Genomic DNA, 21,935 nt, shown 5'->3' on the forward strand with positions numbered 1-21,935 from the left:
AGCGCCCACGCCCACTCCCACGCCCACCCCGACCCCGACGCCCACTCCGGGCCTGCGAGACGTCACCGCCTCGGCGACCCCGACGGCGATCGCCGACAACCCGGCCGACGGCCAGACCGTCGCGAAGGCCGTCGACGGCGTGGTGTCCGGCCACCCGGTCGACCACTCCGCCGAGTGGGCCGTGCCCTGGGGGCGGACCGGCATCTGGCTCCAGCTGGACTGGGCCACCCCGGTCGCGCTCGAGCGCATCGTCCTGCACGACCGTCCGAACAGCGACGACCAGATCACGGGCGGCACGCTGACGTTCTCGGACGGCACTCGGGTCGCCGTGGGTGAGCTCCCGAACGACGGCAGTGCCAGGACGATCGACTTCACCGCCCGGAACGTCACCTGGGTGCGGTTCACCACCACGGGGGTGTCGAACAGCACGATCAACGTCGGTCTCTCGGAGGTCCGCGCATGGGCAGCCGGATGACCCCGGACGAGGACGGACCCCGCCCCGTCGACGAGCAGTCGGCCGCAGCACACGGCGCCGCACCCGCCCACGGCTCCGGGCTCTCCCGTCACCGCACCCCGCTCCGGAAACGGGGACGGCGGGTCGCGGTCGTGGCCGGTGCCCTGGTGATCGCGGCCGGCGCCGTCGCCGCCGCGACCACGGGCACGACGTCAGTCGGTCCGGGGCCCAGCGGGGTCGCGATGCCGACCGGCGACGGTGACGGCTGGACCCGGGTGTTCTCCGAGGACTTCGACGACACGACCCCGCCGGGCGGGTTCGAGGCGGCCTACGACGACCGGTTCACCGTCTACCACGGCTTCGCGGACACCGCGGGGACCGGTCGGTACCAGGCGTCCACGCTGAGCGCCCACGACGGGATGCTCGACATGCACCTGCGCACGACGAAGGCGGGTACCCCGCTCGCCGGCGGGGTCGTCCCGCTCGTCGACGGACGATGGGGTGGTCAGACCTCCGGGCGGTACAGCATCCGGATGAAGAGCGACGAGGTCGACGGGTACGGGGTGGCGGTGCTGCTCTGGAGCGACGAGAACGTCTGGGCGCACGGCGAGATCGACTTCCCCGAGGGCGCGCTCGGTGCACCGGCCTGGCTCAACGTGCACTGCCTGGTCGACCCGGCCGAGAAGTGCGTCCACCACGAGACCGACGCGTCGCTGGCCGACTGGCACACGTACACGATCGAGTGGACGCCCTCGCGGATGTCGTTCCTGGTGGACGACGAGGTCGTCGGGAGCACGACGCAGGACATCCCGGTGGAGCGCATGCACCTGGTGGTGCAGACCGGGTCCCTCGAGGGGCTGCCGCCCCGGGACGCCGCCGGGTCCCTCCTGGTCGACTGGATGACGATCGACGTGCCCGTGGACGGCGAGAGCCCCGAGGCCACGCTGCCGTCCGCCGAGCCCAGCGCCGGCTGACGGCGTCGGGCCCGGCCCGGTCAGCGCCGGGCGTGCGCCAGCAGTGCCAGCAGCAGCGCTCGCACGTGCGGCTCGCGCCCGTAGCGGTCACGGACCCACGCGCGACACCGTTCGGCGAGGGACGGGTCGATCGCGGCGTCGTCGAGGGTGTCGAGCAGCCTCTCCGCCAGCGCGTCGGGGTCGGCCGGGTCGACGGTGTACCGCGCCCAGTCTCCCGACAGGATCTCCCCGGTGCCGCCGGACGCCGCCGCGACGACGGGACGGCCGGCGGACATCGCCTCGACCACGACCCGCCCGAAGCCCTCGGGCTCGATGGACGGCGCCACCACGACGTCGGCGGCGTGCAGGAGCGGGACGACGTCGTCCCGCTCGGGCAGCACGAGCACGGAACCGGCGGGGAGCGCGGCGATCGCGGCGTGCACGGCGTCCGCCTCCTCTGGGTAGAGCGCACCGGCCAGTACGAGGAGCGGCGCGGGCGCCGCGGGACCGGCCACGGCGGGAGTGGTGACCGGCACGCGGGCCGCAGCGGCCGTGCGGACGCGACCCCATGCCTCCAGGAGGGCGAGCACGCCCTTCGACCGGGTGAGCCGACCGTAGTAGAGCACCGTCGGGGTGCCCTCGGGGATGCCGAGGGCCGCGCGGGCATCGTGCATCGACGCCGGCGTCGCGGCCGGGAACGCGCCGGTGTCGACGCCGTTCGGCACGATCGTGATGCGGTCCGTCGGCACGCCGGCCTCCGCCCAGGCTCGGGCCATCGCGTGTGAGACGGCGAAGTAGCGGGTGCGGCCGCCCGCGATCGGTCCGAGCCGGCGGTAGTTCGGGGCGTGGTGCAGGTGCACCGCGAGCGGGACTCCGGAGACCAGCGACGCGACCCGGCCGAACGGCAGGTACTCGGGCCGGTTCAACCACAGGACGTCGAGGTGCGATCGTCGGATCCGCAGCCCCTCACGGGCGAACCGCCAGGAATCGCGGAGCGCTGTCGTGACCCCGAACCGGTAGTCGGTGGCCTCCACCAGCTTCACGCCCATCGCCTCGTAGGGCAGCGGACCCTCGGCCGCGCGCGGGGACCGGGCGTTCCGGTGCCAGACCTCGACCTCGTGGCCGGCGGCGACGAGCTCGCGGGTGTCCTCGAGCACACAGCGCTCGAGTCCGCCGGTGATGGCGAGTCCGGTCACCAGGACGCCGACACGGAGTCGGCGGGTGCCGTCGTTCGCAGCCTGTCGCGGTCTCACGAGACACCACCCCTTGCGGTCTTCAGTCGGCGGAGGAACCAGGGGAAGCACGCGACCACCCCGGCGACGCGGACCCAGTTCCAGAGCACGTCCTGTGGCAGGAGCAGGGACGCGGCGGCCACGGCGAGCGCGGCGAGGGTCGTCAGGACGATCCGGGCGCCCGGTCCACGCCACTCGCGGCGGTCCGGCAGGGCCAGCAGCTGCATGGCGGCCAGGATCACGTAGGCGACGACGGTGGCGAGGCCGGCGCCGGCGATGCCGAGCACGGGCACGAGCACGAGGTTCGCGCCGATGTTCACGGCCCCGGCGATCGCGGCGATCACCCCGACGGCCACACCGCGGCGTTCGACCAGGAGCAGGCGTCCGGTCGCGCCGCTGGCGACGACGGGGAACGCGGTGATCGCGACGACGAAGACGACGACCGAGAGCTCCTGCACCCGGTACGACGCCGGGGCGAGGATCGGCAGCGCCACCGGTGACACCAGGGTCACCGCGAGCAGGACCGGCGCGAGCATCTTGTACAGCTCGTCGCGGGAGTGCATCGCGAGCTGCCGGCGGGCGACCGGGTCGCGGAGGGCGGCGAAGTGCGGCGCCCACGCCTGGTTGGTGAAGGTGAGGAGCAGGATGACGGCCGAGCCGACGACGTAGGCGATCTGGTAACGGGCCACCTCGTCCGGGCCGAGCAGCCGCTGCACGACGATCCGGTCGCCGGCGTTCAGCACGAAGTACGACAGGTTGCCGAGGGCGATCGGGACGCCGAGGCGGAACGCGCGGACCGTGGTCCTGCCGTCGAACAGGCCGGCGAGACGCGGACGGGTCGCCGCGATGCCGATGACCATCGCCACGCCCTGGGCGACGACGCCACCCCACGCGTAGGTGGTCGCGTCGGCCTGCACCCAGGTGAGGAGCCCGAGGCCGATGACGGAGCCGCCGATCGAGGACAGCAGGCTCGTCACCGCGAAGACCCGGATGCGGTCCTGGGCGACGAGCAGCGCCAGGGAGATCTGCACGATCGCGGCCGGGCCGGTCCAGAGCACCGCGACCAGGAGCAGTGGGTGGTTGCCGACGAAGCCGGCGGCGTCGGCCCAGACGGGGATCGTGGTGAGCGCGGCGACGGTGACGATGCTCGCGGTGATCATGCCGACGGCCAGGAGGCCGCGCGCCCGGCGGTCGTCGCCGTCCTCGGCGCGCTGCAGCACCGACGCCTGGTCGATGCCGAGGACGGCGAGGACGACGAGCGCCTGGTACAGGGCGATGGCCGAGGCGAGGACGCCGAACTCGGCCGGTGGCATGAGGTGCGCGAGCACCGGGGAGATGAGCGACGAGACGACGAGCTGCATCGACCAGACGACGACGTAGAGCAGGCCGCGGCCGAACAGGACGGATGCGCCCTTCCGCACCGCGACCGAACCGGTGTCGAGCGACTCGGGCACGGCGGCGACGGGTACGGGTGCCTCGCGCGCTGCACGGGCCTCGCGGCGGGTCTGCGGGGGGAAGCTCACGGCGCGACCACCGCTGCCGCGTCCCGCCGCGCCGACGCCGACCCCGACGCCGTCGACGCGCCCGCGCCCTGGCGCAGCCCGAAGGCGGCGTCCACGACGTCGAGCAGGTCGGCGCTCCGGTCGGTCGAGAACTTCCGCGCGAACAGGTGCTGCACCTCGACGTCCGCGTCCGTCCGACGCTCGAGCAGCTGCCCCGCGTCGGCGACGGTCAACCACGGCGGGCTCTTCCGCGCCGTGCCGTCCCACCCGATCCACCAGAGCGGCTGGGAGACGTGCTCGTCGGCGAACCCCGGCGTCAGCGACGGTGAGTTGAGCACCGACGGCACGAAGGTCTCATCGGCGACCCAGGTGCGCTGCCAGAACCGGACCAGGTCGGGGCGCTGGTCGACGGTGTCCACGACGGCGGCGGCGTGCTGGCGCGCGAGGACCTTGAGCTGCGAGCCGCCGGCGAAGGAGACGTTCGCCGGCACGCGGCGGGGGACCGGCAGCCGGAGCATGTGCTTCCGCCACGCCCAGTGCCGGAAGCGGATGCGGGAGATGCCGCCGTCACGGCCCCACGGTGCGAACGGCAGCGGGTTGACCGAGATGAACGACTGCTCGCGGTGGGCCTCGAGCAGCGCCGAGATCTCGGTCGGGTTCGCGAGCGGATAGTCGCTGCCGGTCAGCACGGCCACGTGCGAGGCGTCGGTCGAAGCCAGGGCCGCCCGGTAGCCGGACACCTCGGCGGCGACGTTCTCCCAGCGTGCCCAGCCGGTGCGGATGCGGGGGAGCAGCCGGACACGGTCGGGCAGCCCGTCGGTCATGGCGCGGAACACCTTCTCGGGGGTGCGCGCGTCGCAGTGCAGGAACACCGGGAACGGGTCGAGCGCCTCGACGAGTCGGCGCACGTGTGCCGGGTCCTCGTGGGCGAGGACGATGCACGCGGGAACCGCGGGGGAGATGGCCATGGACGCGACGCTAACCGCGGCGTTCCGGGGCCGACAAGGCGACCCGTGCCCGTCTGCGGGGAAGCGGCGGTTTCCCGCACCGCCCCCGATCGGTCAGTGCTCGAAAGCGCCTGATCAGCGCTTTCGGCGGAACTTCTGGCAGTCGCAGAGGGCGCAGTCCGTGCCGGGACGGTAGTGCTCGTGGGCGTCCTGCACGTGGCCGCAGACACAGGTCACGGCGTCGACCACGAAGACGCTCTGTTCCGAGGGGAGCACGGCGCCGAACTCGTCGGTGGGGCCCATCGACATGCGTCCTCCTCGTGCCCGGCGTGCTGCCGCCGAGTCGTCCTCACGACCCTACCGTCCGGGGGCGTGTGCTGGCGGCAAACCGCAAGTCGGACGACCGTCGCCGCAACCGCGTGCGGCCGCCGTTGACCCCGCTGCAGCCCCACCGGAGCATCGGAGCATGACCGACCAGCAGGCCACCACCACCCGCGTGCTCACGCTCACGCCCGCGATGCCGTCATCGGACGTGCCCGCCTGGGCCGGCGCAGCCTGGGTCGGCGCCGTCGACCGACAGGAGGCGCTCGCCGCGTCCGCCGTCGAACTCGCCGACGCCACCGGCTTCGGCCGCGCCCGCCTGCTCGTCCGCGACGGACGCGAGATCGCCGGTTTCGTCGACGTCAGCGTCGACGCGGGCGGCGGCGTGGACCCGGCCGAGCTGGGACCGGCCCTGCGCGCGCTGCGCACCACGGGCCTCCCGGCCGCCCCCGCGGGGACGCCGGTCGGACGCATCTCCGTCGTCATCGGTACCCGCGACCGGCCGGAGGACCTGCGCCGCTGCGTGCGCTCGGTGCTCGCGTCCGAGCACGACGACTTCGAGGTCCTGGTCGTCGACAACGCGCCCACCACGTCCGCCACCCGCGACGTGGTCGCGTCGCTCGCGGAGCCGCGCCTGCGGTACGTCCTGGAGGCCCGACCCGGCGTCTCGCGCGCACGGAACGCCGGACTCGCCCTCGCGTCCGGAGTCGTGGTCGCCTTCGTCGACGACGACGTGGTCGTCGACCGGCACTGGCTCGCAGCGCTCGCCGACGCGTACGCCCGCGACGCGGACGTCGTCTGCGTGACCGGCCTCGTGCCAAGCGGTGAACTCCGGACCCCCACGCAGCGGTACTTCGACGAGCGCGTCACCTGGGCGCGCAACACCGACCGTCGGGTCTTCCGCACGTCGGCGCCGCCGGCCGACCTGCCGCTGTTCCCGTTCTCCGTCGGCGCGTTCGGCACCGGTGCCAACATGTCGCTCCGCCGCTCGGCCGCGCTCGCCCTGGGCGGGTTCGACGTCGCACTCGGTCCGGGCACCCTGGCCCGCGCCGGCGAGGACCCCGACCTGTTCACCCGGGTGCTGTTCTCCGGCGGCGCGCTCGCCGTGGAGCCCTCGGCCGTCGTCTGGCACAAGCACCGGCCGGACCGGGCGGCGCTGCGCTCGCAGGCGTTGGGCTACGGCACGGGCCTCGGCGCATGGGTCGCGAAGCTCATGCTGCGACCGCGCACCGCACTGGCCGTGCTCCGTCGGGCGGTCGGGGCGCTGCGGCAGCTCGGCGCGCTCGGCCAGGGGGCCGGTGCCGGTGCCGGTGCCGGCACCGGCGCGGACCAGGTGTCCGCCGCTGTGGACGCCGTGGGTGGGTGGCCGGTCGACGACGCGTTCCGCGAGGCGACGGCCGGCCTCAAGCGCGTCGAGCTCGTGGCGGCGTTGGGCGGCCCGTGGCGGTACGTGGTCGGGCGGTCGCGGCGCGGGTGACCGCGGCGCGGGCGACCGCGCGCCGCGTGCGCGGCACGCACGGCAAGCGCCGCCTGCACCGCACCGCACGCACCGGACGGACGGGAGGCCCGTGGCGACGCTGCCACGGGCCTCCCGTCCGTCCGGTGCGGACGTCTCCTGCGCGCCGCCTACGGGCGGAAGCGGCCCTCTTCGACCTCGCGCCAGAACCGACGGCTGCGGAAGTACGCCGCCGGACCCGCCGGGAAGCCGCGGAACTCGTGGTACGCCAGCGAGCGCGGGATGCGGGTCGTGGAGGCCTCGGTGATGGTCTCGGCCGCCGCGTCACGCCGGCCCGCCAGCCGTGACACGAGCTGCTTCAGCTTGATCTTGCCGGCGCGGGGCATCAGCCGCGCGAGCACCAGCGCGTGCCGGCGGTCCTTCGCGATGAGCTCGCACATCAGCGCCGTGAACCCGACGCCGTTCGAGTGCAGCTGGCCGTGCAGCCCGGCGAGGTCCTGCCGGTGCCGGTGGTGCACGACCGCACGGGGTTCGAAGCCGATCCGACCACCGCTCCACAGGATGTCGATGAAGATCGCCAGGTCCTCGCCACCGCGGGCGGGCACACCGGCGCCGAGCACGGGATCGAACCCGCCGACGGCGTCGAACGCGGAACGTCGGACCGCCCAGTTCGCGCCGGCGCCGTAGCCGCCGATGCCGTACACGGCGAAGTGCTTCTGCACCGAGCCGTCGGGGCGGACGGCCGTGGCCTGCGCGTGGCGCATCACCCCGGGGACGTCGTCCGGCACGATCGTCACCGGCTGGAAGGTGCGCTCGCCGCTGAAGCCGCCGTAGTACGCCTCGTACCAGATCTGGGCGGGGGTCTCGAGCTCGACGGGCAGGATCATCCCGGTGACCGCGGCGACCTCGGGCTCACGGACGAAGCGCGTGCCGATGGAGCGGAGCCACTGCGGGTCGACCCGGACGTCGTCGTCGGTGAACGCGATGATCTCGCCGTGCGCCGCGGCGACCCCGGCGTTGCGACCGGCGGAGCAGCCCGGCCGGCGCTCGGTGACCAGCCGGACGTCACGGCCCTCGAGCAGCCCGGGCAGTGCGTCGACCTCGGGCAGCTTCACGCGGTTGTCGACGAGGATGACCTCGTACCGCGGGTAATCGAGGTGCTCGAGGAAGTCGAGCAGTTTCCGGATGTCCTCGACCCGGGTGACGATGGTCGACACGACGATCGAGATGAGCGGGAGCTCGAGGTCGGGGATCGGGGTCTCCACAACGCCGGACGTCCGTGCGAGGTCGTCCACCAGGGGCGCCATCGCACGGGCGGCGTCGGCCGGGTCCGCGGTGAGCAGCACGTCGAGGGTCGTGACGGGGAAGCCGTCGCGGTAGCCGACGACGAGCGCGGAGGACCCCGACTCGTCGGCGACCAGGCGCGGCAGCGGTGCGTCGAGGTCGACGCTGACGACCCGACGGGGGCCGGGCACGGTGACGGAGGAGTGCAGGGTCATGGTCGGGACGCTAGGGCCGCCCGTGGTGTCCGGACAACGGACCGGCCGCGCAGTGGCGGGGTTCGTGCGGGGTTCCGCAGTGCGGAGCGTGTGCCCCGAACGAGGGTGAGCGCTCATCCAGGAAGTCTCGGGAACCGCAAGGGTCACACTCAGGTCACGGATGTCGTGCAACCGGTTGTGGTGCAGCCGGGGCGGGCGTAGCTTCCTCCACCAGCAGGCAGCGTCGCCTGCTCCAGGGCCTGTGCCGTCGTCACCCGACCGACCCGCCCTGGTGATCTCGACGAGGAGACAACGCTGTGAAGACAACACGCGCCAGGGTGCGGTCCGCGTCCGTTGCGGGGATCGCGGTCATCGGCCTCGTGCTCACCGGCTGCTCGAGCGGCAGCTCGGCGGACGACGACGCCCAGAGCGGCCAGGACAGCCGCGGGCCCATCACCTACGTGCAGGGCAAGGACAACTCGAACGTCGTCCGCCCGCTGATCGCGAAGTGGAACAAGGCCCACCCGGACGAGAAGGTCACCTTCAAGGAGCAGTCCGACCAGGCCGACCAGCAGCACGACGACCTCGTGCAGCACTTCCAGGCCAAGGACGAGAACTACGACGTCGTCGACGTGGACGTCGTCTGGACCGCGGAGTTCGCCGCGAAGAAGTGGCTCACCCCGCTCACCGGTGACATGGAGCTCGACACCTCGAAGCTCCTGCCGTCGACGGTGAAGACCGCGACCTACAACGACACGCTCTACGCGGCACCGCAGACGTCCGACGGCGCACTGCTCTACTACCGCAAGGACCTGGTCAAGACGCCCCCGACGACGTGGGACGAGATGATGGACGACTGCACGATCGCGAAGGACGCCGGCATCGGCTGCTACGCGGGGCAGTTCGCGAAGTACGAGGGTCTCACCGTCAACGCGTCCGAGGCGATCAACGGTTCCGGTGGTTCGGTGCTCGGCAGCGACGGTGCGCCCGACGTCGACACCGACGAGGCGAAGGCCGGGCTGCAGAACCTGGTCGACGCGTTCGAGGACGGGAACATCCCGGCCGAGGCGATCACCTACCAGGAGGAGCAGGGCCGCACGGCGTTCGAGGCCGGCAAGCTCCTGTTCCTGCGCAACTGGCCGTACGTCTACAGCCTCGCCAAGACCGACGGCTCGTCGAAGGTCAAGGACACCTTCGGCATCGCCCCGATCCCCGGTGCCGACGGCGTCGGTGCCTCGACGCTCGGCGGGCACAACGCGGCGATCAGCGTGTACTCGAAGCACAAGGCGACAGCACACGACTTCCTCGAGTTCCTGGTCTCGGACGAGACGCAGAAGTTCTTCGCGACCCAGGGCTCGCTCGCCCCGGTCGTGGGTGACCTGTACACCGACCCCGAGCTCACGAAGGAGCTGCCCTACCTGCCGACACTGCTCAAGTCGATCGAGTCGGCCGAGCCGCGCCCGGTCACGCCGTTCTACCCGGCCGTGACGAAGGCGATCCAGGACAACACCTATGCGGCGCTCAAGGGATCGAAGTCGGTCGACGAAGCCACGAAGGACATGCAGGACGCCCTCACGGCGGCGACCAGCGGCTAGGGGAACGCGGCGCACGCCGCACCCGACGGACAGGAGGCCCGTGGCGGGCTCGCCACGGGCCTCCTGTCCGTCCCCACCCGCGTTCCGACACCCCGGCAAGGAGGCCGACACGTGTCAGCAGCAACCGAGATCCCCGCAGCCATCCCGAGCCCGACGGGCACGGGACCGAAGCGCCAGCGGCGCAGAGGCGGGCTCAACGCCGAGCACGGCCGCTGGGCCGTGTACCTCATCGGCCCGACGATCGCGCTCCTGGCGGTCGTCATCGGGTACCCCGTGGTCAGCGCGGTCATCCAGTCGTTCCAGCTCGACCAGGGCCTCGACAAGACCACCCAGCTCTTCGTCGAGGGTGGCTTCGCCGGCGTCACCAACTACGTGCACTGGCTCGGCCAGCGATGCGGCGAGGTCGCCTGCCCGCCCGGCAGCCTCGGCTCGCAGTTCTGGGTGTCGATGGGCAACACGTTCTTCTTCACCGTCGTCACCGTGCTCGCCGAGACGGTGATCGGCGTGTGGATGGCCATCATCATGAACCGCAACTTCAGGGGCCGCGCCCTCGTCCGTGCCGCGATCCTGGTGCCGTGGGCGATCCCGACCGCGGTCACCGCGAAGCTCTGGTACTTCATCTTCGACGCGAACGGCGTCCTCAACCAGGTGATCGGCCACCAGGTCCTCTGGACCAGCGGTGAGTGGGCGTCCCGGTGGGCGGTGATCATCGCCGACACGTGGAAGACCACCCCGTTCATGGCGCTGCTCATCCTGGCCGGGCTCCAGCTGATCCCGGAGGAGGTCTACGAGGCCGGCAAGATGGACGGCGCCTCGACCCTCCAGCGGTTCGTGCTCATCACCCTGCCGCTGATCAAGCCCGCACTCATGGTCGCGATCCTGTTCCGCGTGCTCGACGCGCTGCGCATGTACGACCTGCCGCAGATCCTGACGGGCGGCGGCGGGGGTTCCGGCAACGCCACCACGACGCTGTCGATCCTGGTCGTCGAACAGATCCGGCAGGGCTTCAACTCCGCGTCGGCGCTGTCCACCATCACGTTCCTGGTGATCTTCGTCGTCGCGTTCCTGTTCGTGCGGTTCCTCGGCGCCAACGTCGTGCAGACGCAGGCCGCCCAGCAGAAGGGTGAACTCAAGTGACGCTCGCAGCAGACCGTCCCCGGTCGTCCGCCCGCTCGCGCGACCGTGCCGTCGACCGCACCGAGGTCCGGGTGCGGCGGGACACCGGGCCGCGGATCCGCACCGCGGTGCAGGCAGTCGTCATCGCAGTGTGGTGCCTCCTGCCGTTCTACTGGATGGTGGTCACGAGCTTCCGCGACGTCGGCTTCACGTTCGACGCCACCCCGTGGCCGACCCACGTGACGCTCGACAACTACGCGACGGCGTTCTCCACCTCGCTCGGCAACCACCTCGGACGTGCCCTCGCGAACAGCCTGCTCATCGGCGGTGTCGTGACGATCATCGCCCTGCTCGTCGGCACGACGGCGGCGTACGCCCTCGCCCGCCTCGAGTTCCGCGGCAAGTCGCTCATCGCTGGCGCGATCCTGGCGGCGTCGATGTTCCCCGGCGTCGCCCTCATCTCGCCGCTGTTCCAGCTGTTCACCGACATCGGGTGGATGGGGTCGTACCAGGCCCTCATCCTGCCGAGCATCTCGTTCGTGCTGCCGCTGACCGTCTACACGCTCGCGTCGTTCTTCCGCGAGATGCCGTGGGACCTCGAGGAGGCCGCACGCATCGACGGGTGCACCCGGGTGCAGGCGTTCCGTCGGATCATCCTGCCGCTGGCCGCACCCGCGGTGTTCACGACGGCGATCCTGGCATTCATCTCGAGCTGGAACGAGTACCTCATCTCGTCGCAGCTCTCGAGCGACGCGACGCAGCCGGTGACGGTGGCGATCGCCTCGTTCGCCGGGTCGCAGCCGCACCAGGAGCCCTACACGGCGGTGATGGCCGCCGGCACGATCGTCACGATCCCACTCGTCGTCCTCGTGCTGATCTTCCAGCGGCGCATCGTGGCGGGGCTCACCGCCGGCGGCGTGAAGGGCTGACGACCATGGCACAGCGTGGACCTACCCGTCCCACCGCCCACATCGAGGAGTCCATCGGCTTCGTCGGGATGTTCGGCGTCCTGTTCCTCGGCGTCACGGTGTTCTGTGAGCTCACCGGGCGTCCGGCGCTCGGCTGGGCACTCACCCTGCTGGTGTGCGTCCTCGGTGTCGTGGCGCTCGACCGGTGGCGGGTCGCAGTGCTCCGCCGGACGACGGCGCAGGGCGGCGCGGGTGGATCCGCAGCCCAGGGCGTGGGGGCTGCGCCCCCGGTGCCCCCGGTACGCACGGCTGTCACAGACCCCACCGGTCGCCGCCCCCGGCCCGGCGCGGACGGACGGGTGCACCAGCACGCCGGCTGGGACGAGGTCGCACCCGCAGCGCGACGACCGCCACACACCGGACGGCGGTCGGCCGCCACTGCGCACCGGAGCGTTCCGGCGCACGTGCCCCGGCGCGGTGGACCGGACGGACCGACCGACGCGCCGGGTGGGACGGACGGCTGACGGGCCTCCCGGGTCGCACCGGGCGGCGACCGCGACCGGTCGTTCCGGCGCTCGATGCCGCGGCACCGGGTCGACGGCCTCCGCACACCTGGTCGTCCGCGCGACGACGGGGCCCCGCCCGCACGGTGCCGCGTAGGGTCGCCCGCATGGAGGTCACCAAACTCGAACACGCCTGCCAGGTCATCACCGAGGGGGACGCCCGCCTGGTCCTCGACCCCGGGAACTTCACGCGACCGGTCGACGCGACCGGGGTCGTCGCCGTCGTCGTCACGCACGAGCACCCGGACCACGTCACCCCCGAGCAGGTCCGGCGCATCCTCGACGCGAACCCCGGCGCCGTCGTCATCGGGCCCGAGGGCGTCCGCGCGGCGCTCGCCGAAGCCGGCATCCCGGTCGACGTCGTCACCGAGGGCGACCACCGGACGGTCGGGCCGTTCGCGCTCAGCTTCCACGGCACACGCCACCAGCTCATCCACTCGTCGGTGCCGGTCGTCGACAACACCGGCGTGCTCGTGAACGGTCGGCTGTTCCACCCGGGCGACTCCTACACCGACCCGGGCGTCCCGGTCGAGGTCCTCGCGGCACCCGTCGGGGCGCCGTGGCTCAAGGTCGCCGAGATGATGGACTACGTCGCCGCGATCGCCCCGGCACGCGCCTACCCGATCCACGAGGCGACGCTCTCCGAGGTCGGGTACGGCATGCACACGGGACGCCTGCGCGAGGCCGTGGAGCCCTCCGGCTCGCTCGTCGTGCTGCGTCCGGGGGAGTCGCTGACGCTCTAGGGCTGCGCTGCGCGGCCAGGAGGCCCGTGGCGGCGCCGCCACGGGCCTCCTGTCCGTCACGGGATGAGCAGAAGGCGACGGGTCGCGTCCGCGCAACCGGTGTCTTCTGCTCACTCGTCGCGCGCTCGGCGCCCGCGCCGGCGCAGTCGCTCCGCGACCAGGCGGTCGAGCGCCAGGGCGTCCCACGGGGCGTGCCGCTCGGCGTCGTTGTCGAAGTAGACGTACACGTCACGGCCGGCGTCGGCGTGCTCGAGCACCGTCGTCGCCCAGCTGCCGAGTGCCTGCGGCGAGTACCCGTCGTGGTAGGTCCGCGGCGCACCGTGCAACCGCAGGTACGCGAGCGGCGCCCCGGTGTCCGCCCGGAAGCGCGGGAAGTCCCCGGCGTGCGAGTCGACGAGGGCGACGCGGTGCCGGCGCAGCACGTCGAGGTGTTCGTCCCCGAAGCCGGGCGCCCGAACCTCCAGGGCGTGCTCGATCGACCGGCCCGGTTCGTCGGGCTGCACGAGACCGTCCGGTTCGTCGGGGACCTTGTCGTCGTGGAGGCTCGCGAGCTCGGCGGCCGCACCGTGCGTCCGGGGGAGCAGCCCGAGGAACACGTCGAGCACCTCGGGGGTCGGCAGCAACCGCTCGGGCAGCTGCCAGAGCACCGGGCCGAGGGTGTCGCGGAGCTCGAGCGGGCCCGAGGCGAAGAAGTTCGCCAGTGCGGTCTCGACGTTCCGCAGCCGGAGCATGTGCGTGACGTACCGGCCACCCTTCACCGCGAACCGGAACGGCTGCCCGCCCGAGGCCGCGCGCCACGCCCGGTACCGGGCCGGGCGCTGCAGCGAGTAGAAGGATCCGTTCAGCTCCACGGTCGGGAACCGTGCCGCCACGTGCTCGAGCCACCGCCGCTTCGCGAGCCCCTCGGGGTAGAAGTCCCCGCGCCAGCCGTCGTACTGCCACCCCGACAGCCCGACCCGCACGGTGGCCGAGGGGCTGCTGCCGACGTGCCGAACCGCTGCGATCGCATCGTGGTCCGCCGTCATCGACCCACCGTATGCCTGCTCGGGCATGGCGGCACACCCGGGCGACACGCCTCGTTTTGGTGCGGATGCGCGGCTTGTGCAATACTTGTCGAGTTGTCGGAACGGCCCCATCGTATAGCGGCCTAGTACGCTGCCCTCTCACGGCGGTAACGCGGGTTCGAATCCCGCTGGGGTCACCAGCACGCAAACCCCCGACGAGCTCCGGCTCGGCGGGGGTTTCGTCGTCTCGGCTAGCCTGGGTCGTCGTCGAGAGGAGCCCTCCGTGCACGACGAACGACCACCGCACCTGCGCTGGCGGCTGATCGCCCTGGTCGCCCTCGGCGGTGCGATCGGCACGGCGGCCCGGGCCCTGCTCGCGACCGCCTTCCCCGCCCACGACGGCATCAGCTGGACGATCCTCACGATCAACGTCGTCGGGGCGTTCTGCCTCGGGTTCCTGCTCGACGCCCTCGCCCGCCGCGGACCCGACCTCGGTCGACGTCGCGCGGTCCGGCTGTTCGTCGGCACCGGTGTGCTCGGCGGCTTCACGACCTACAGCACGCTGGCCGACGACACCGCGCAGCTGCTCGACCTCGGTCGGTGGACGGCGGGCAGCGGGTACGCACTGCTGTCGGTCGTGCTCGGACTCGTCGCGGTCGTCCTCGGTCTGTGGGTCGCCGCCGCCACCCGGCCCCGCACCCGCCCCGAACCGCTGCAGGACGCCCGATGAGCCCGGTCGAACTGCTCCTGGTCGCGGTCGGTGGGGGAGCCGGCGCCGCCCTGCGCTTCGTGCTCGACGGCGTCGTCAAGGCCCGGTTCGCCGGTTCGCGGTTCGCCGCGTTCCCGGTCGGCACCCTGCTCATCAACGTCTCCGGATCGCTCGTGCTCGGTGTCCTGACGGGCCTCGCGCAGGCCGGCACCCTCCCCGCCTCGACGGTCGCTGTGCTCGGGACGGGCATGATGGGTGGGTACACGACGTTCTCGACGGCGAGCGTCGAGACCGTACAGCTCCTCCGATCCGGCAAGCCCCGGCTCGCCGTCCTGAACGGCCTCGGGATGCTCGTCGTCTCGGTCGGCGCAGCTGCGCTCGGCCTCTGGATCGGAAGGAACTCATGACCTCGGAACGCCCCGGCGAACTCGTCCTCGTCCGTCACGGAGAGACGGAGTGGTCGAAGAGCGGGCAGCACACCGGCCGCACCGACATCCCCCTCACCGAGAACGGTGTCGAGCAGGCGAAGCGCGCCGGCCGCTACCTCGGTGACCGGTCGTTCGCGCTGGCGCTGTCGAGCCCCCTGCAGCGTGCCCGTGACACCGCGCACCTGATCGGCGTCGAGCCGGAAACCGACGAGGACCTGTACGAGTGGGACTACGGCGCGTACGAGGGCCTGACCACGCCGCAGATCAAGGTGCTGCGCCACGGGCCGTGGGACCTGTGGACCGACGGGGTCCCCGCCGGTGACACCCCCGGTGAGAGCGCCGCCGAGGTCCGGGTCCGCGTCGAGCGCATCCTGAACCGTGCCCGTCCGGTGCTCGCCGAGGGCCACGACGCCGTGTTCATCGCCCACGGCCACGTGCTGCGTGCGCTCGGCGCCGCGTGGATCCGCCTCGCGCCACAGGACGGCGCCGTGCTGAAGCTCGGCACCGCCTCGGTCAGCATCCTCGGGTACGAGCACGGCCGCCCCGTCATCGACGCCTGGAACATCCAGCCGCGCGACTGACGCCGTGGTCGGTGGGACCTGTTTGCGAAAGCGACAGACCCACGGGACGCCGGGCCGTCCCGGCCGCGAAAGCGACAGGTTCGTGCGGATGTTCCGCGGCGATCTGTCGCTTCCGCGGGACGGTGGTCGTGACCACACGACGGACGGGAGGCCCGTGGCGGCGCCGCCACGGGCCTCCCGTCCGTCGTCTGCGTACGTTCCTTCCCCTGTCAGGCGCGATGGAAGGTGGAATCGGGCGTTCCTGGTCGAAAGGAACGACCAGGTACGCCCGGTTCGACCAGGTACGCCCGATTCGACCCGGTACGCCCGATTCGACCAGGTACGCCCGATTCGACCCGGTACGCCCGATTCGACCCGGTACGCCCGGGAGGGCGCGCCTCAGACGGTGCGGATCGCGCTCGTCGCACCCAGGGCACGCCCGCGCCGACGCTCGATCGCGCGTCCGACGAGCAGCAGCCCCACGCTGACCACGGCACCGAGCACGGTCTGGGCGATGCGGTCGAGGGCCAGCAGCTGCGGCGCCTCGGGCAGGCTCAGCCACGACACCGCCAGGGCGAGCGGGGTGAGGAACAGCAGGCAGGCGGCGTAGTTCCGGGCGACGAAGATCTCCGCGAAGAACTGCCCGACGACGGCCAGCAGGACGATCCACCAGGCCGACGGCTCGAGCAGCAGGATCCCGACCGCGATCACCGTGCCGCCGATCGTGCCGATGACGCGCTGCCCCGCGCGGACGACGGTGTGCCGCTGCCGGTTCGCCGGCAGGGTCGACACCACCGCGATCACCGCCCAGTAGGGGTGCCCGAGCCCGGGGATCGACTCCGCGACCGCCCCGGCGACCAGCGAGCCGACGACGTTGAGCCCGACCGTCTCCCACAGCGCCGGCGTCCTCAGGACCGCGAGTGACCGGTGCTTGCGGTCGGCCAGCGGGCGGAACCGGTGCGGGGCGTGCGGGTGGAACACCCGGCGGAGCACGGCGCCGGACATCGCGACGAGCCAGGCCCAGGCCACCGAGCACACGATGATCGTCGCCACCAGCGGGACGTCGGCCGGGCGCATCGGCACCAGTGCGGACACGACGAACGCGAACACCGGGAAGATCGGCTGCGCGGGGATCGCCCGGAGCGCGGAGAGGGTGCAGACCGCGACGACCAGGACGACGACGAGCCCCACGGCCTGCAGCCAGAGCGGCGACCCGACGAGCCCGACCCCGATGCCGGCGAACATGCAGAGCGCCTGCAGTGCACCCGCGACGCCGGTGGTGACGGCACGCTGCCGGTAGGGCTCGGTCGCGCCGAAGATGGCGGTGAAGCCGGCGAACATGGCGAAGGCGGCGTACCCCGGCATGCCGAGTGCGATGAGCAGCGCGAGTGGTGCGCCACCGGCGATCGCGGCGCGAGCTGCGCCCTCGAGGTTGATGGTCCGGGTCGAGTGCGCAGGTGTCGTCATGTCGTCACCATCTTCCCACCGCGACGGGTGTCGGGGAGTCGCCACGGGCCTCCAGGCCGCCCGGCCACGGGGTGCCGCGCGTGCGACGGGCGGGGTGACGTGCGTGCGGCGGGCGGGGTGACGCGTGTTGGTATACCAATGGTAGAGTCGCCTGATCGTGCCGCGGTCCGCGGCGCATCGACGAGGACGAGGAGGGCTGAGCTCATGGGAAAGACGCTCGCCGAGAAGGTGTGGGACGACCACGTCGTGGTCAAGGGCGAGGACGGCAACCCCGACCTCCTCTACATCGACCTCCACCTCGTGCACGAGGTGACGAGTCCGCAGGCGTTCGACGGCCTGCGGCAGGCCGGACGTCCGGTCCGCCGCCTCGACCTGACGATCGCGACCGAGGACCACAACACCCCGACGCTCGCCATCGACCGCCCCATCGCGGACCCGACGAGCCGGATCCAGATCGAGACCCTCCGTCGCAACTGCGAGGAGTTCGGCGTCCGGCTGCACTCCCTCGGCGACAAGGAGCAGGGCATCGTCCACGTGGTCGGCCCGCAGCTCGGCCTGACCATGCCCGGCATCACCGTGGTCTGCGGCGACTCGCACACGAGCACCCACGGGGCCTTCGGCGCCATGGCGTTCGGCATCGGCACGTCCGAGGTCGAGCACGTCCTCGCCACGCAGACCCTGCCGCTCAAGCCGTTCAAGACGATGGCGATCACCGTCGAGGGCACGCTGCGCCCGGGCGTGACGGCGAAGGACATCATCCTGGCCGTCATCGCGAAGATCGGCACGGGCGGCGGGCAGGGCTACGTGCTCGAGTACCGTGGCTCCGCGATCCGCGCGCTCTCGATGGAGGGGCGCATGACGATCTGCAACATGTCGATCGAGGCCGGTGCCCGCGCCGGCATGGTCGCCCCCGACCAGACCACCTACGACTACGTGCAGGGCCGCGACCACGCGCCCACGGGTGCGGACTGGGACGACGCCGTCGCGTACTGGGAGACCCTCGCCACCGACGACGACGCCGTGTTCGACGCCGAGGTGTTCATCGACGCCGACGACCTCGAGCCCTTCGTCACCTGGGGGACGAACCCCGGCCAGGGCGTCTCGCTGTCCGAGAGTGTGCCGGACCCGGCCGCCTACAGCGACCCCAACGACCAGGCCGCCGCACGCCGAGCCCTGGAGTACATGGACATCACCGCGGGCACCCCGATGAAGGACATCGCCGTCGACGCCGTGTTCATGGGGTCCTGCACGAACTCGCGCATCGAGGACCTGCGGGCCTTCGCGTCGATCATCAAGGGCCGCACCAAGGCCGACGGCGTCCGCGTGATGGTCGTGCCCGGCTCCGCGCGGGTCCGGCTCGAGGCCGAGGCCGAGGGGCTCGACAAGGTGTTCACCGAGTTCGGCGCCGAGTGGCGGTTCGCCGGCTGCTCGATGTGCCTCGGCATGAACCCGGACCAGCTGGCTCCGGGGGAGCGCTGCGCCAGCACCTCGAACCGCAACTTCGAGGGGCGCCAGGGCAAGGGCGGTCGCACGCACCTGGTCTCGCCGCTCGTCGCCGCCGCCACCGCGGTGCGCGGCACGCTGTCCAGCCCGTGGGACCTGGCCACCGACGACGAGATCGCGGCGGCGACGTCCGCCACCGCCACCGAGGGGACCTTCTGATGGACAGGATCACCACCGTCACCGGCATCGCCGCGCCGCTCAAGCGGTCGAACGTCGACACCGACCAAATCATCCCCGCGGTCTACCTGAAGCGCGTCACGAAGACCGGCTTCGAGGACGCCCTGTTCTCCGGGTGGCGCCAGGACCCCGACTTCGTCCTGAACCAGGAGCCCTACCAGGGTGCCCGTGTGCTCGTCGCCGGGCCGGACTTCGGCACCGGGTCGTCGCGCGAGCACGCCGTCTGGGCGCTCCGTGACTTCGGCTTCTCGGTGGTCGTCTCACCCCGTTTCGCGGACATCTTCAAGGGCAACGCCGGCAAGCAGGGCCTGGTCACCGCGATCGTGACCGAACCGGAAGTCGAGCGCCTCTGGGCCGCCATCGAGGCGAACCCGGGCATCGAGGCGACGGTCGACCTCGTGACGCAGCGCGTGTCGCTGGGGGATGTGGACGTCCCCTTCGAGATCGACGCTTACACTCGTTGGCGGTTGATGGAAGGGCTCGACGACATCGGGCTCACCCTCCGTGACGAGACCTCGATCACGGAGTTCGAATCCCGCCGCTCCAGTTGGCGGCCGAAGACATTGCCGGTGAAGTAGTGAACTCTCTCGTACAGGACGCAGCGGCCGCAGGGGCGCGCGTGGGCCTCAAGTCGGACGAGATCGTCATCCGCGGGGGCAAGCCGCTCGTGGGACGCATCGAGGTCCGTGGGGCGAAGAACCTCGCGACCAAGGCCATGGTGGCGTCGCTGCTCGGTGACACCCCGTCGATCCTCCGCGACGTGCCGGACATCTCCGACGTCAAGGTGGTCCGCGGGCTGCTCGAGGTGCACGGCGTGCGCATCACCGATCCTGCACGAGGCGAGCTCATCCTCGACCCGTCGCGCGTCGAGTCGGCGCACTTCGCCGAGATCGACGCGCACGCCGGCTCGAGCCGCATCCCGATCCTGTTCTGCGGGCCGCTGCTGCACAAGCTCGGCGAGGCGTTCATCCCCGACCTCGGTGGCTGCCGCATCGGCGACCGCCCGATCGACTTCCATCTCGACGCCCTGCGTGCCATGGGCGCGGTCGTCGACAAGCAGGTCAACGGCATCCACCTGACGGCTCCGGACGGTCTGAAGGGCGCCTCGATCGAGCTGCCGTACCCCAGCGTCGGCGCGACCGAGCAGGTCCTGCTCTCGGCGACCCTCGCCAAGGGCGTCACCGAGCTGCGGAACGCCGCGATCGAGCCCGAGATCATGGACCTCATCGCGATCCTGCAGAAGATGGGCGCCATCGTCTCGGTCGAGCCGAACCGCGTCATCTTCATCGAGGGCGTCGAGTCGCTCCGCGGCTACACGCACCGAGCGATCAACGACCGCAACGAGGCCGCCAGCTGGGCCTCAGCCGCGCTCGCCACCAACGGTGACATCTTCGTCGAGGGCGCGAACCAGCAGGAGCTCATGACGTTCCTCAACGTCTTCCGGAAGGTCGGCGGCGGGTTCGACATCCAGGAGGACGGCATCCGGTTCTACCGCGAGCTGGACACCCTGAAGCCCGTCGTCATCGAGACCGACGTGCACCCCGGCTTCATGACGGACTGGCAGCAGCCGCTCGTCGTCGCACTGACCCAGGCCGAGGGCCAGAGCATCGTGCACGAGACCGTCTACGAGAACCGCTTCGGCTTCACCGACGCCCTGAACGAGATGGGCGCCGACATCGTCGTGCACAAGGAGGGGCTCCCCGGCCACGACCGCCGTGTCGCCCGCCGCCCGTTCGAGCAGGCCGCCGTCGTCACCGGTCCGACGAAGCTGCACGCCGCCAACGTCCGCGTCCCCGACCTGCGCGGTGGCTTCAGCCACCTCATCGCGGCGCTGACCGCCGAGGGCGAGTCGCACATCACCAACGTCGGCATCATCAGTCGCGGCTACGAGCACTTCATCCCGAAGCTGCGCAAGCTCGGCGCCGATTTCGATTTTGCTGGATAGGCACAGTGCCGGCTGAAGGAAACGGCGACGGCCTGGAGGCCCGTGGCGGCTCCGACGCGCAGGTCGCGACCGGCATCCCCGTGCGCGGGCGCCGGTGGCGGCGCGGCGAGCTGAACACCGCCTTCCGCATCGTCGCCTCGATCGTCATCCCGACGTTCCGCTTCTCGGCGCGCTACCACTGGCACGGCCCGAACCGCCTGCCGGCGGAGGGCGCGTTCGTGCTCGCGCCGAACCACTTCACGAACATCGACCCCCTCGTCGTGGGCACCGCCGTGTACATCTCGAAGCGGGCGCCGCGGTTCCTCGCGAAGGCGTCCCTGTTCCGGGTGCCCGTCGTCGGCAAGCTCATGTCCGGCATGGGGCAGATCCCCGTCGAGCGTTCCGGTCGGACCCGACTGAGCGACCCGCTCGGCGGCGGCCGGTCCCTGGTCGAACAGGGTGGGGCGATCATCGTCTACCCCGAGGGCACGCTGACCCGTGACCCCGACCTCTGGCCGATGCGCGGCAAGACCGGGGCGGTGCGGATCGCGCTCGAGAACGACGTGCCGCTCATCCCGATGGCCCACTGGGGCACGCAGAACATCATGGCGCGCTACGGCAAGAAGCTCCGGCTGTTCCCGCCGTCCCGCGTCGACGTGATCATCGGCGACCCGGTCGACCTGTCGGCCTACCGCGGCCGCCCGATCGACCAGCAGATGCTCGGTCAGGCCACCGAGCTCGTCATGCGCGAGATCACCGCGTTGCTCGAGGTGCTGCGTGGCGAACGGGCACCCGCGACCCGCTGGGACCCGGCGGCGAACAACCAGAAGGAGACCGGCCGGTTTGAGTGACCTCCGACCCCACGACGACCGACCCGACCCCGCTGCTGCGGCTC

At 71.9% G+C, this 21,935-nt stretch carries 22 protein-coding genes and 1 tRNA gene; 16 read left to right on the forward strand and 7 right to left on the reverse strand.

Features of this window, described 5'->3' with window-relative positions; genetic code table 11:
* The coding region (locus KK097_RS08680; protein WP_439647650.1) for a DUF7402 domain-containing protein at positions 1–475 on the forward strand (475 nt) is incomplete at its 5' end.
* On the forward strand, positions 460–1,428 hold the full coding sequence (locus KK097_RS08685) for a glycoside hydrolase family 16 protein (protein ID WP_214544364.1): 969 nt from the start codon (positions 460–462) through the stop codon (positions 1,426–1,428). The genes KK097_RS08680 and KK097_RS08685, both read left to right, overlap by 16 nt.
* Before the next feature lie 20 nt (positions 1,429–1,448).
* Here KK097_RS08685 and KK097_RS08690 read toward each other — a convergent pair whose 3' ends face one another.
* The 4 genes from KK097_RS08690 to KK097_RS08705 form a co-directional block, all read right to left on the reverse strand.
* Complete coding sequence (locus KK097_RS08690) at positions 1,449–2,660, reverse strand: glycosyltransferase family 4 protein (protein WP_214544365.1); 1,212 nt, start codon at positions 2,658–2,660, stop codon at positions 1,449–1,451.
* A complete protein-coding gene (locus tag KK097_RS08695; protein WP_214531529.1) occupies positions 2,657–4,162 on the reverse strand; it encodes a lipopolysaccharide biosynthesis protein in 1,506 nt (501 codons plus the stop codon). The genes KK097_RS08690 and KK097_RS08695 overlap by 4 nt, the downstream gene beginning before the upstream one ends.
* Entirely contained in the window at positions 4,159–5,109 is a 951-nt protein-coding gene (locus KK097_RS08700; RefSeq protein ID WP_214531528.1) for a beta-1,6-N-acetylglucosaminyltransferase, read from the reverse strand. Before KK097_RS08700 ends, KK097_RS08695 begins: the two co-directional genes overlap by 4 nt.
* 114 nt (positions 5,110–5,223) lie before the next feature.
* The gene (locus tag KK097_RS08705; protein ID WP_214531527.1) at positions 5,224–5,397 is read right to left on the reverse strand and encodes a hypothetical protein; all 174 of its coding nucleotides are present in this window, start codon (positions 5,395–5,397) and stop codon (positions 5,224–5,226) included.
* Positions 5,398–5,554: 157 nt separating this feature from the next.
* Here KK097_RS08705 and KK097_RS08710 point away from each other — a divergent pair, with 157 nt between their 5' ends.
* Positions 5,555–6,886, forward strand: a complete 1,332-nt coding sequence (locus KK097_RS08710) for a glycosyltransferase family 2 protein (RefSeq protein WP_214544366.1) — start codon at positions 5,555–5,557, stop codon at positions 6,884–6,886.
* Between the two features lie 149 nt (positions 6,887–7,035).
* Here KK097_RS08710 and KK097_RS08715 read toward each other — a convergent pair whose 3' ends face one another.
* A complete protein-coding gene (locus tag KK097_RS08715) occupies positions 7,036–8,364 on the reverse strand; it encodes a glycosyltransferase (protein ID WP_214531525.1) in 1,329 nt (442 codons plus the stop codon).
* Between the two features lie 296 nt (positions 8,365–8,660).
* On the opposite strand from KK097_RS08715, the gene KK097_RS08720 reads away from it, so the two are divergent.
* The 5 genes from KK097_RS08720 to KK097_RS08740 all read left to right on the forward strand — a co-directional run bounded on the left by KK097_RS08720 (position 8,661) and on the right by KK097_RS08740 (position 13,268).
* On the forward strand, positions 8,661–9,938 hold the full coding sequence (locus KK097_RS08720; protein ID WP_214544367.1) for an ABC transporter substrate-binding protein: 1,278 nt from the start codon (positions 8,661–8,663) through the stop codon (positions 9,936–9,938).
* 111 nt (positions 9,939–10,049) lie between these two features.
* Positions 10,050–11,075 carry a carbohydrate ABC transporter permease gene (locus KK097_RS08725; protein ID WP_214544368.1) on the forward strand — a complete coding sequence of 342 codons (1,026 nt, stop codon included), beginning with the start codon at positions 10,050–10,052 and terminating at the stop codon, positions 11,073–11,075.
* A complete protein-coding gene (locus KK097_RS08730; protein WP_214544369.1) occupies positions 11,072–11,983 on the forward strand; it encodes a carbohydrate ABC transporter permease in 912 nt (303 codons plus the stop codon). Before KK097_RS08725 ends, KK097_RS08730 begins: the two co-directional genes overlap by 4 nt.
* Positions 11,984–11,988: 5 nt before the next feature.
* Positions 11,989–12,486 carry a hypothetical protein gene (locus KK097_RS08735; RefSeq protein WP_214544427.1) on the forward strand — a complete coding sequence of 166 codons (498 nt, stop codon included), beginning with the start codon at positions 11,989–11,991 and terminating at the stop codon, positions 12,484–12,486.
* 146 nt (positions 12,487–12,632) lie between these two features.
* Entirely contained in the window at positions 12,633–13,268 is a 636-nt protein-coding gene (locus KK097_RS08740; RefSeq protein WP_214544370.1) for an MBL fold metallo-hydrolase, read from the forward strand.
* Between the two features lie 110 nt (positions 13,269–13,378).
* Here the strand turns inward: KK097_RS08740 and KK097_RS08745 are convergent, their stop codons facing one another.
* Positions 13,379–14,293 (reverse strand): DUF72 domain-containing protein, encoded by a 915-nt coding sequence (locus KK097_RS08745; RefSeq protein ID WP_214544371.1) that lies wholly within the window; start codon positions 14,291–14,293, stop codon positions 13,379–13,381.
* Positions 14,294–14,396: 103 nt separating this feature from the next.
* Here KK097_RS08745 and KK097_RS08750 point away from each other — a divergent pair.
* The 4 genes from KK097_RS08750 to KK097_RS08765 all read left to right on the forward strand — a co-directional run bounded on the left by KK097_RS08750 (position 14,397) and on the right by KK097_RS08765 (position 15,990).
* Positions 14,397–14,472 (forward strand) — tRNA-Glu (locus KK097_RS08750).
* A gap of 83 nt (positions 14,473–14,555) precedes the next feature.
* Positions 14,556–15,002 carry a fluoride efflux transporter FluC gene (locus KK097_RS08755; protein ID WP_214528650.1) on the forward strand — a complete coding sequence of 149 codons (447 nt, stop codon included), beginning with the start codon at positions 14,556–14,558 and terminating at the stop codon, positions 15,000–15,002.
* A complete protein-coding gene (gene crcB, locus KK097_RS08760) occupies positions 14,999–15,388 on the forward strand; it encodes a fluoride efflux transporter CrcB (RefSeq protein WP_214544372.1) in 390 nt (129 codons plus the stop codon). Before KK097_RS08755 ends, crcB begins: the two co-directional genes overlap by 4 nt.
* On the forward strand, positions 15,385–15,990 hold the full coding sequence (locus KK097_RS08765; protein WP_214544373.1) for a histidine phosphatase family protein: 606 nt from the start codon (positions 15,385–15,387) through the stop codon (positions 15,988–15,990). Before crcB ends, KK097_RS08765 begins: the two co-directional genes overlap by 4 nt.
* A gap of 378 nt (positions 15,991–16,368) precedes the next feature.
* Here KK097_RS08765 and KK097_RS08770 read toward each other — a convergent pair whose 3' ends face one another.
* Positions 16,369–17,436: an FUSC family protein gene (locus KK097_RS08770; RefSeq protein WP_214544374.1), complete on the reverse strand. Its 1,068-nt coding sequence runs from the start codon at positions 17,434–17,436 to the stop codon at positions 16,369–16,371.
* 204 nt (positions 17,437–17,640) lie between these two features.
* Between KK097_RS08770 and leuC the strand changes: the two genes are divergently transcribed.
* Genes leuC through KK097_RS08790 form a run of 4 tightly spaced genes read left to right on the forward strand, consistent with a single transcriptional unit; the run spans position 17,641 to position 21,891 of the window.
* Entirely contained in the window at positions 17,641–19,098 is a 1,458-nt protein-coding gene (leuC, locus tag KK097_RS08775) for a 3-isopropylmalate dehydratase large subunit (protein WP_214544375.1), read from the forward strand.
* Positions 19,098–19,694, forward strand: a complete 597-nt coding sequence (gene leuD / locus KK097_RS08780; protein WP_214544376.1) for a 3-isopropylmalate dehydratase small subunit — start codon at positions 19,098–19,100, stop codon at positions 19,692–19,694. The genes leuC and leuD overlap by 1 nt, the downstream gene beginning before the upstream one ends.
* Positions 19,694–21,061: a UDP-N-acetylglucosamine 1-carboxyvinyltransferase gene (gene murA / locus KK097_RS08785; RefSeq protein WP_214528644.1), complete on the forward strand. Its 1,368-nt coding sequence runs from the start codon at positions 19,694–19,696 to the stop codon at positions 21,059–21,061. Before leuD ends, murA begins: the two co-directional genes overlap by 1 nt.
* A gap of 5 nt (positions 21,062–21,066) precedes the next feature.
* Complete coding sequence (locus KK097_RS08790; RefSeq protein ID WP_214544377.1) at positions 21,067–21,891, forward strand: lysophospholipid acyltransferase family protein; 825 nt, start codon at positions 21,067–21,069, stop codon at positions 21,889–21,891.
* Positions 21,892–21,935: the final 44 nt, after the last annotated feature.

The organism is Curtobacterium flaccumfaciens (assembly GCF_018598405.1).
In the GTDB taxonomy this organism is placed as follows: domain Bacteria; phylum Actinomycetota; class Actinomycetes; order Actinomycetales; family Microbacteriaceae; genus Curtobacterium; species Curtobacterium aurantiacum.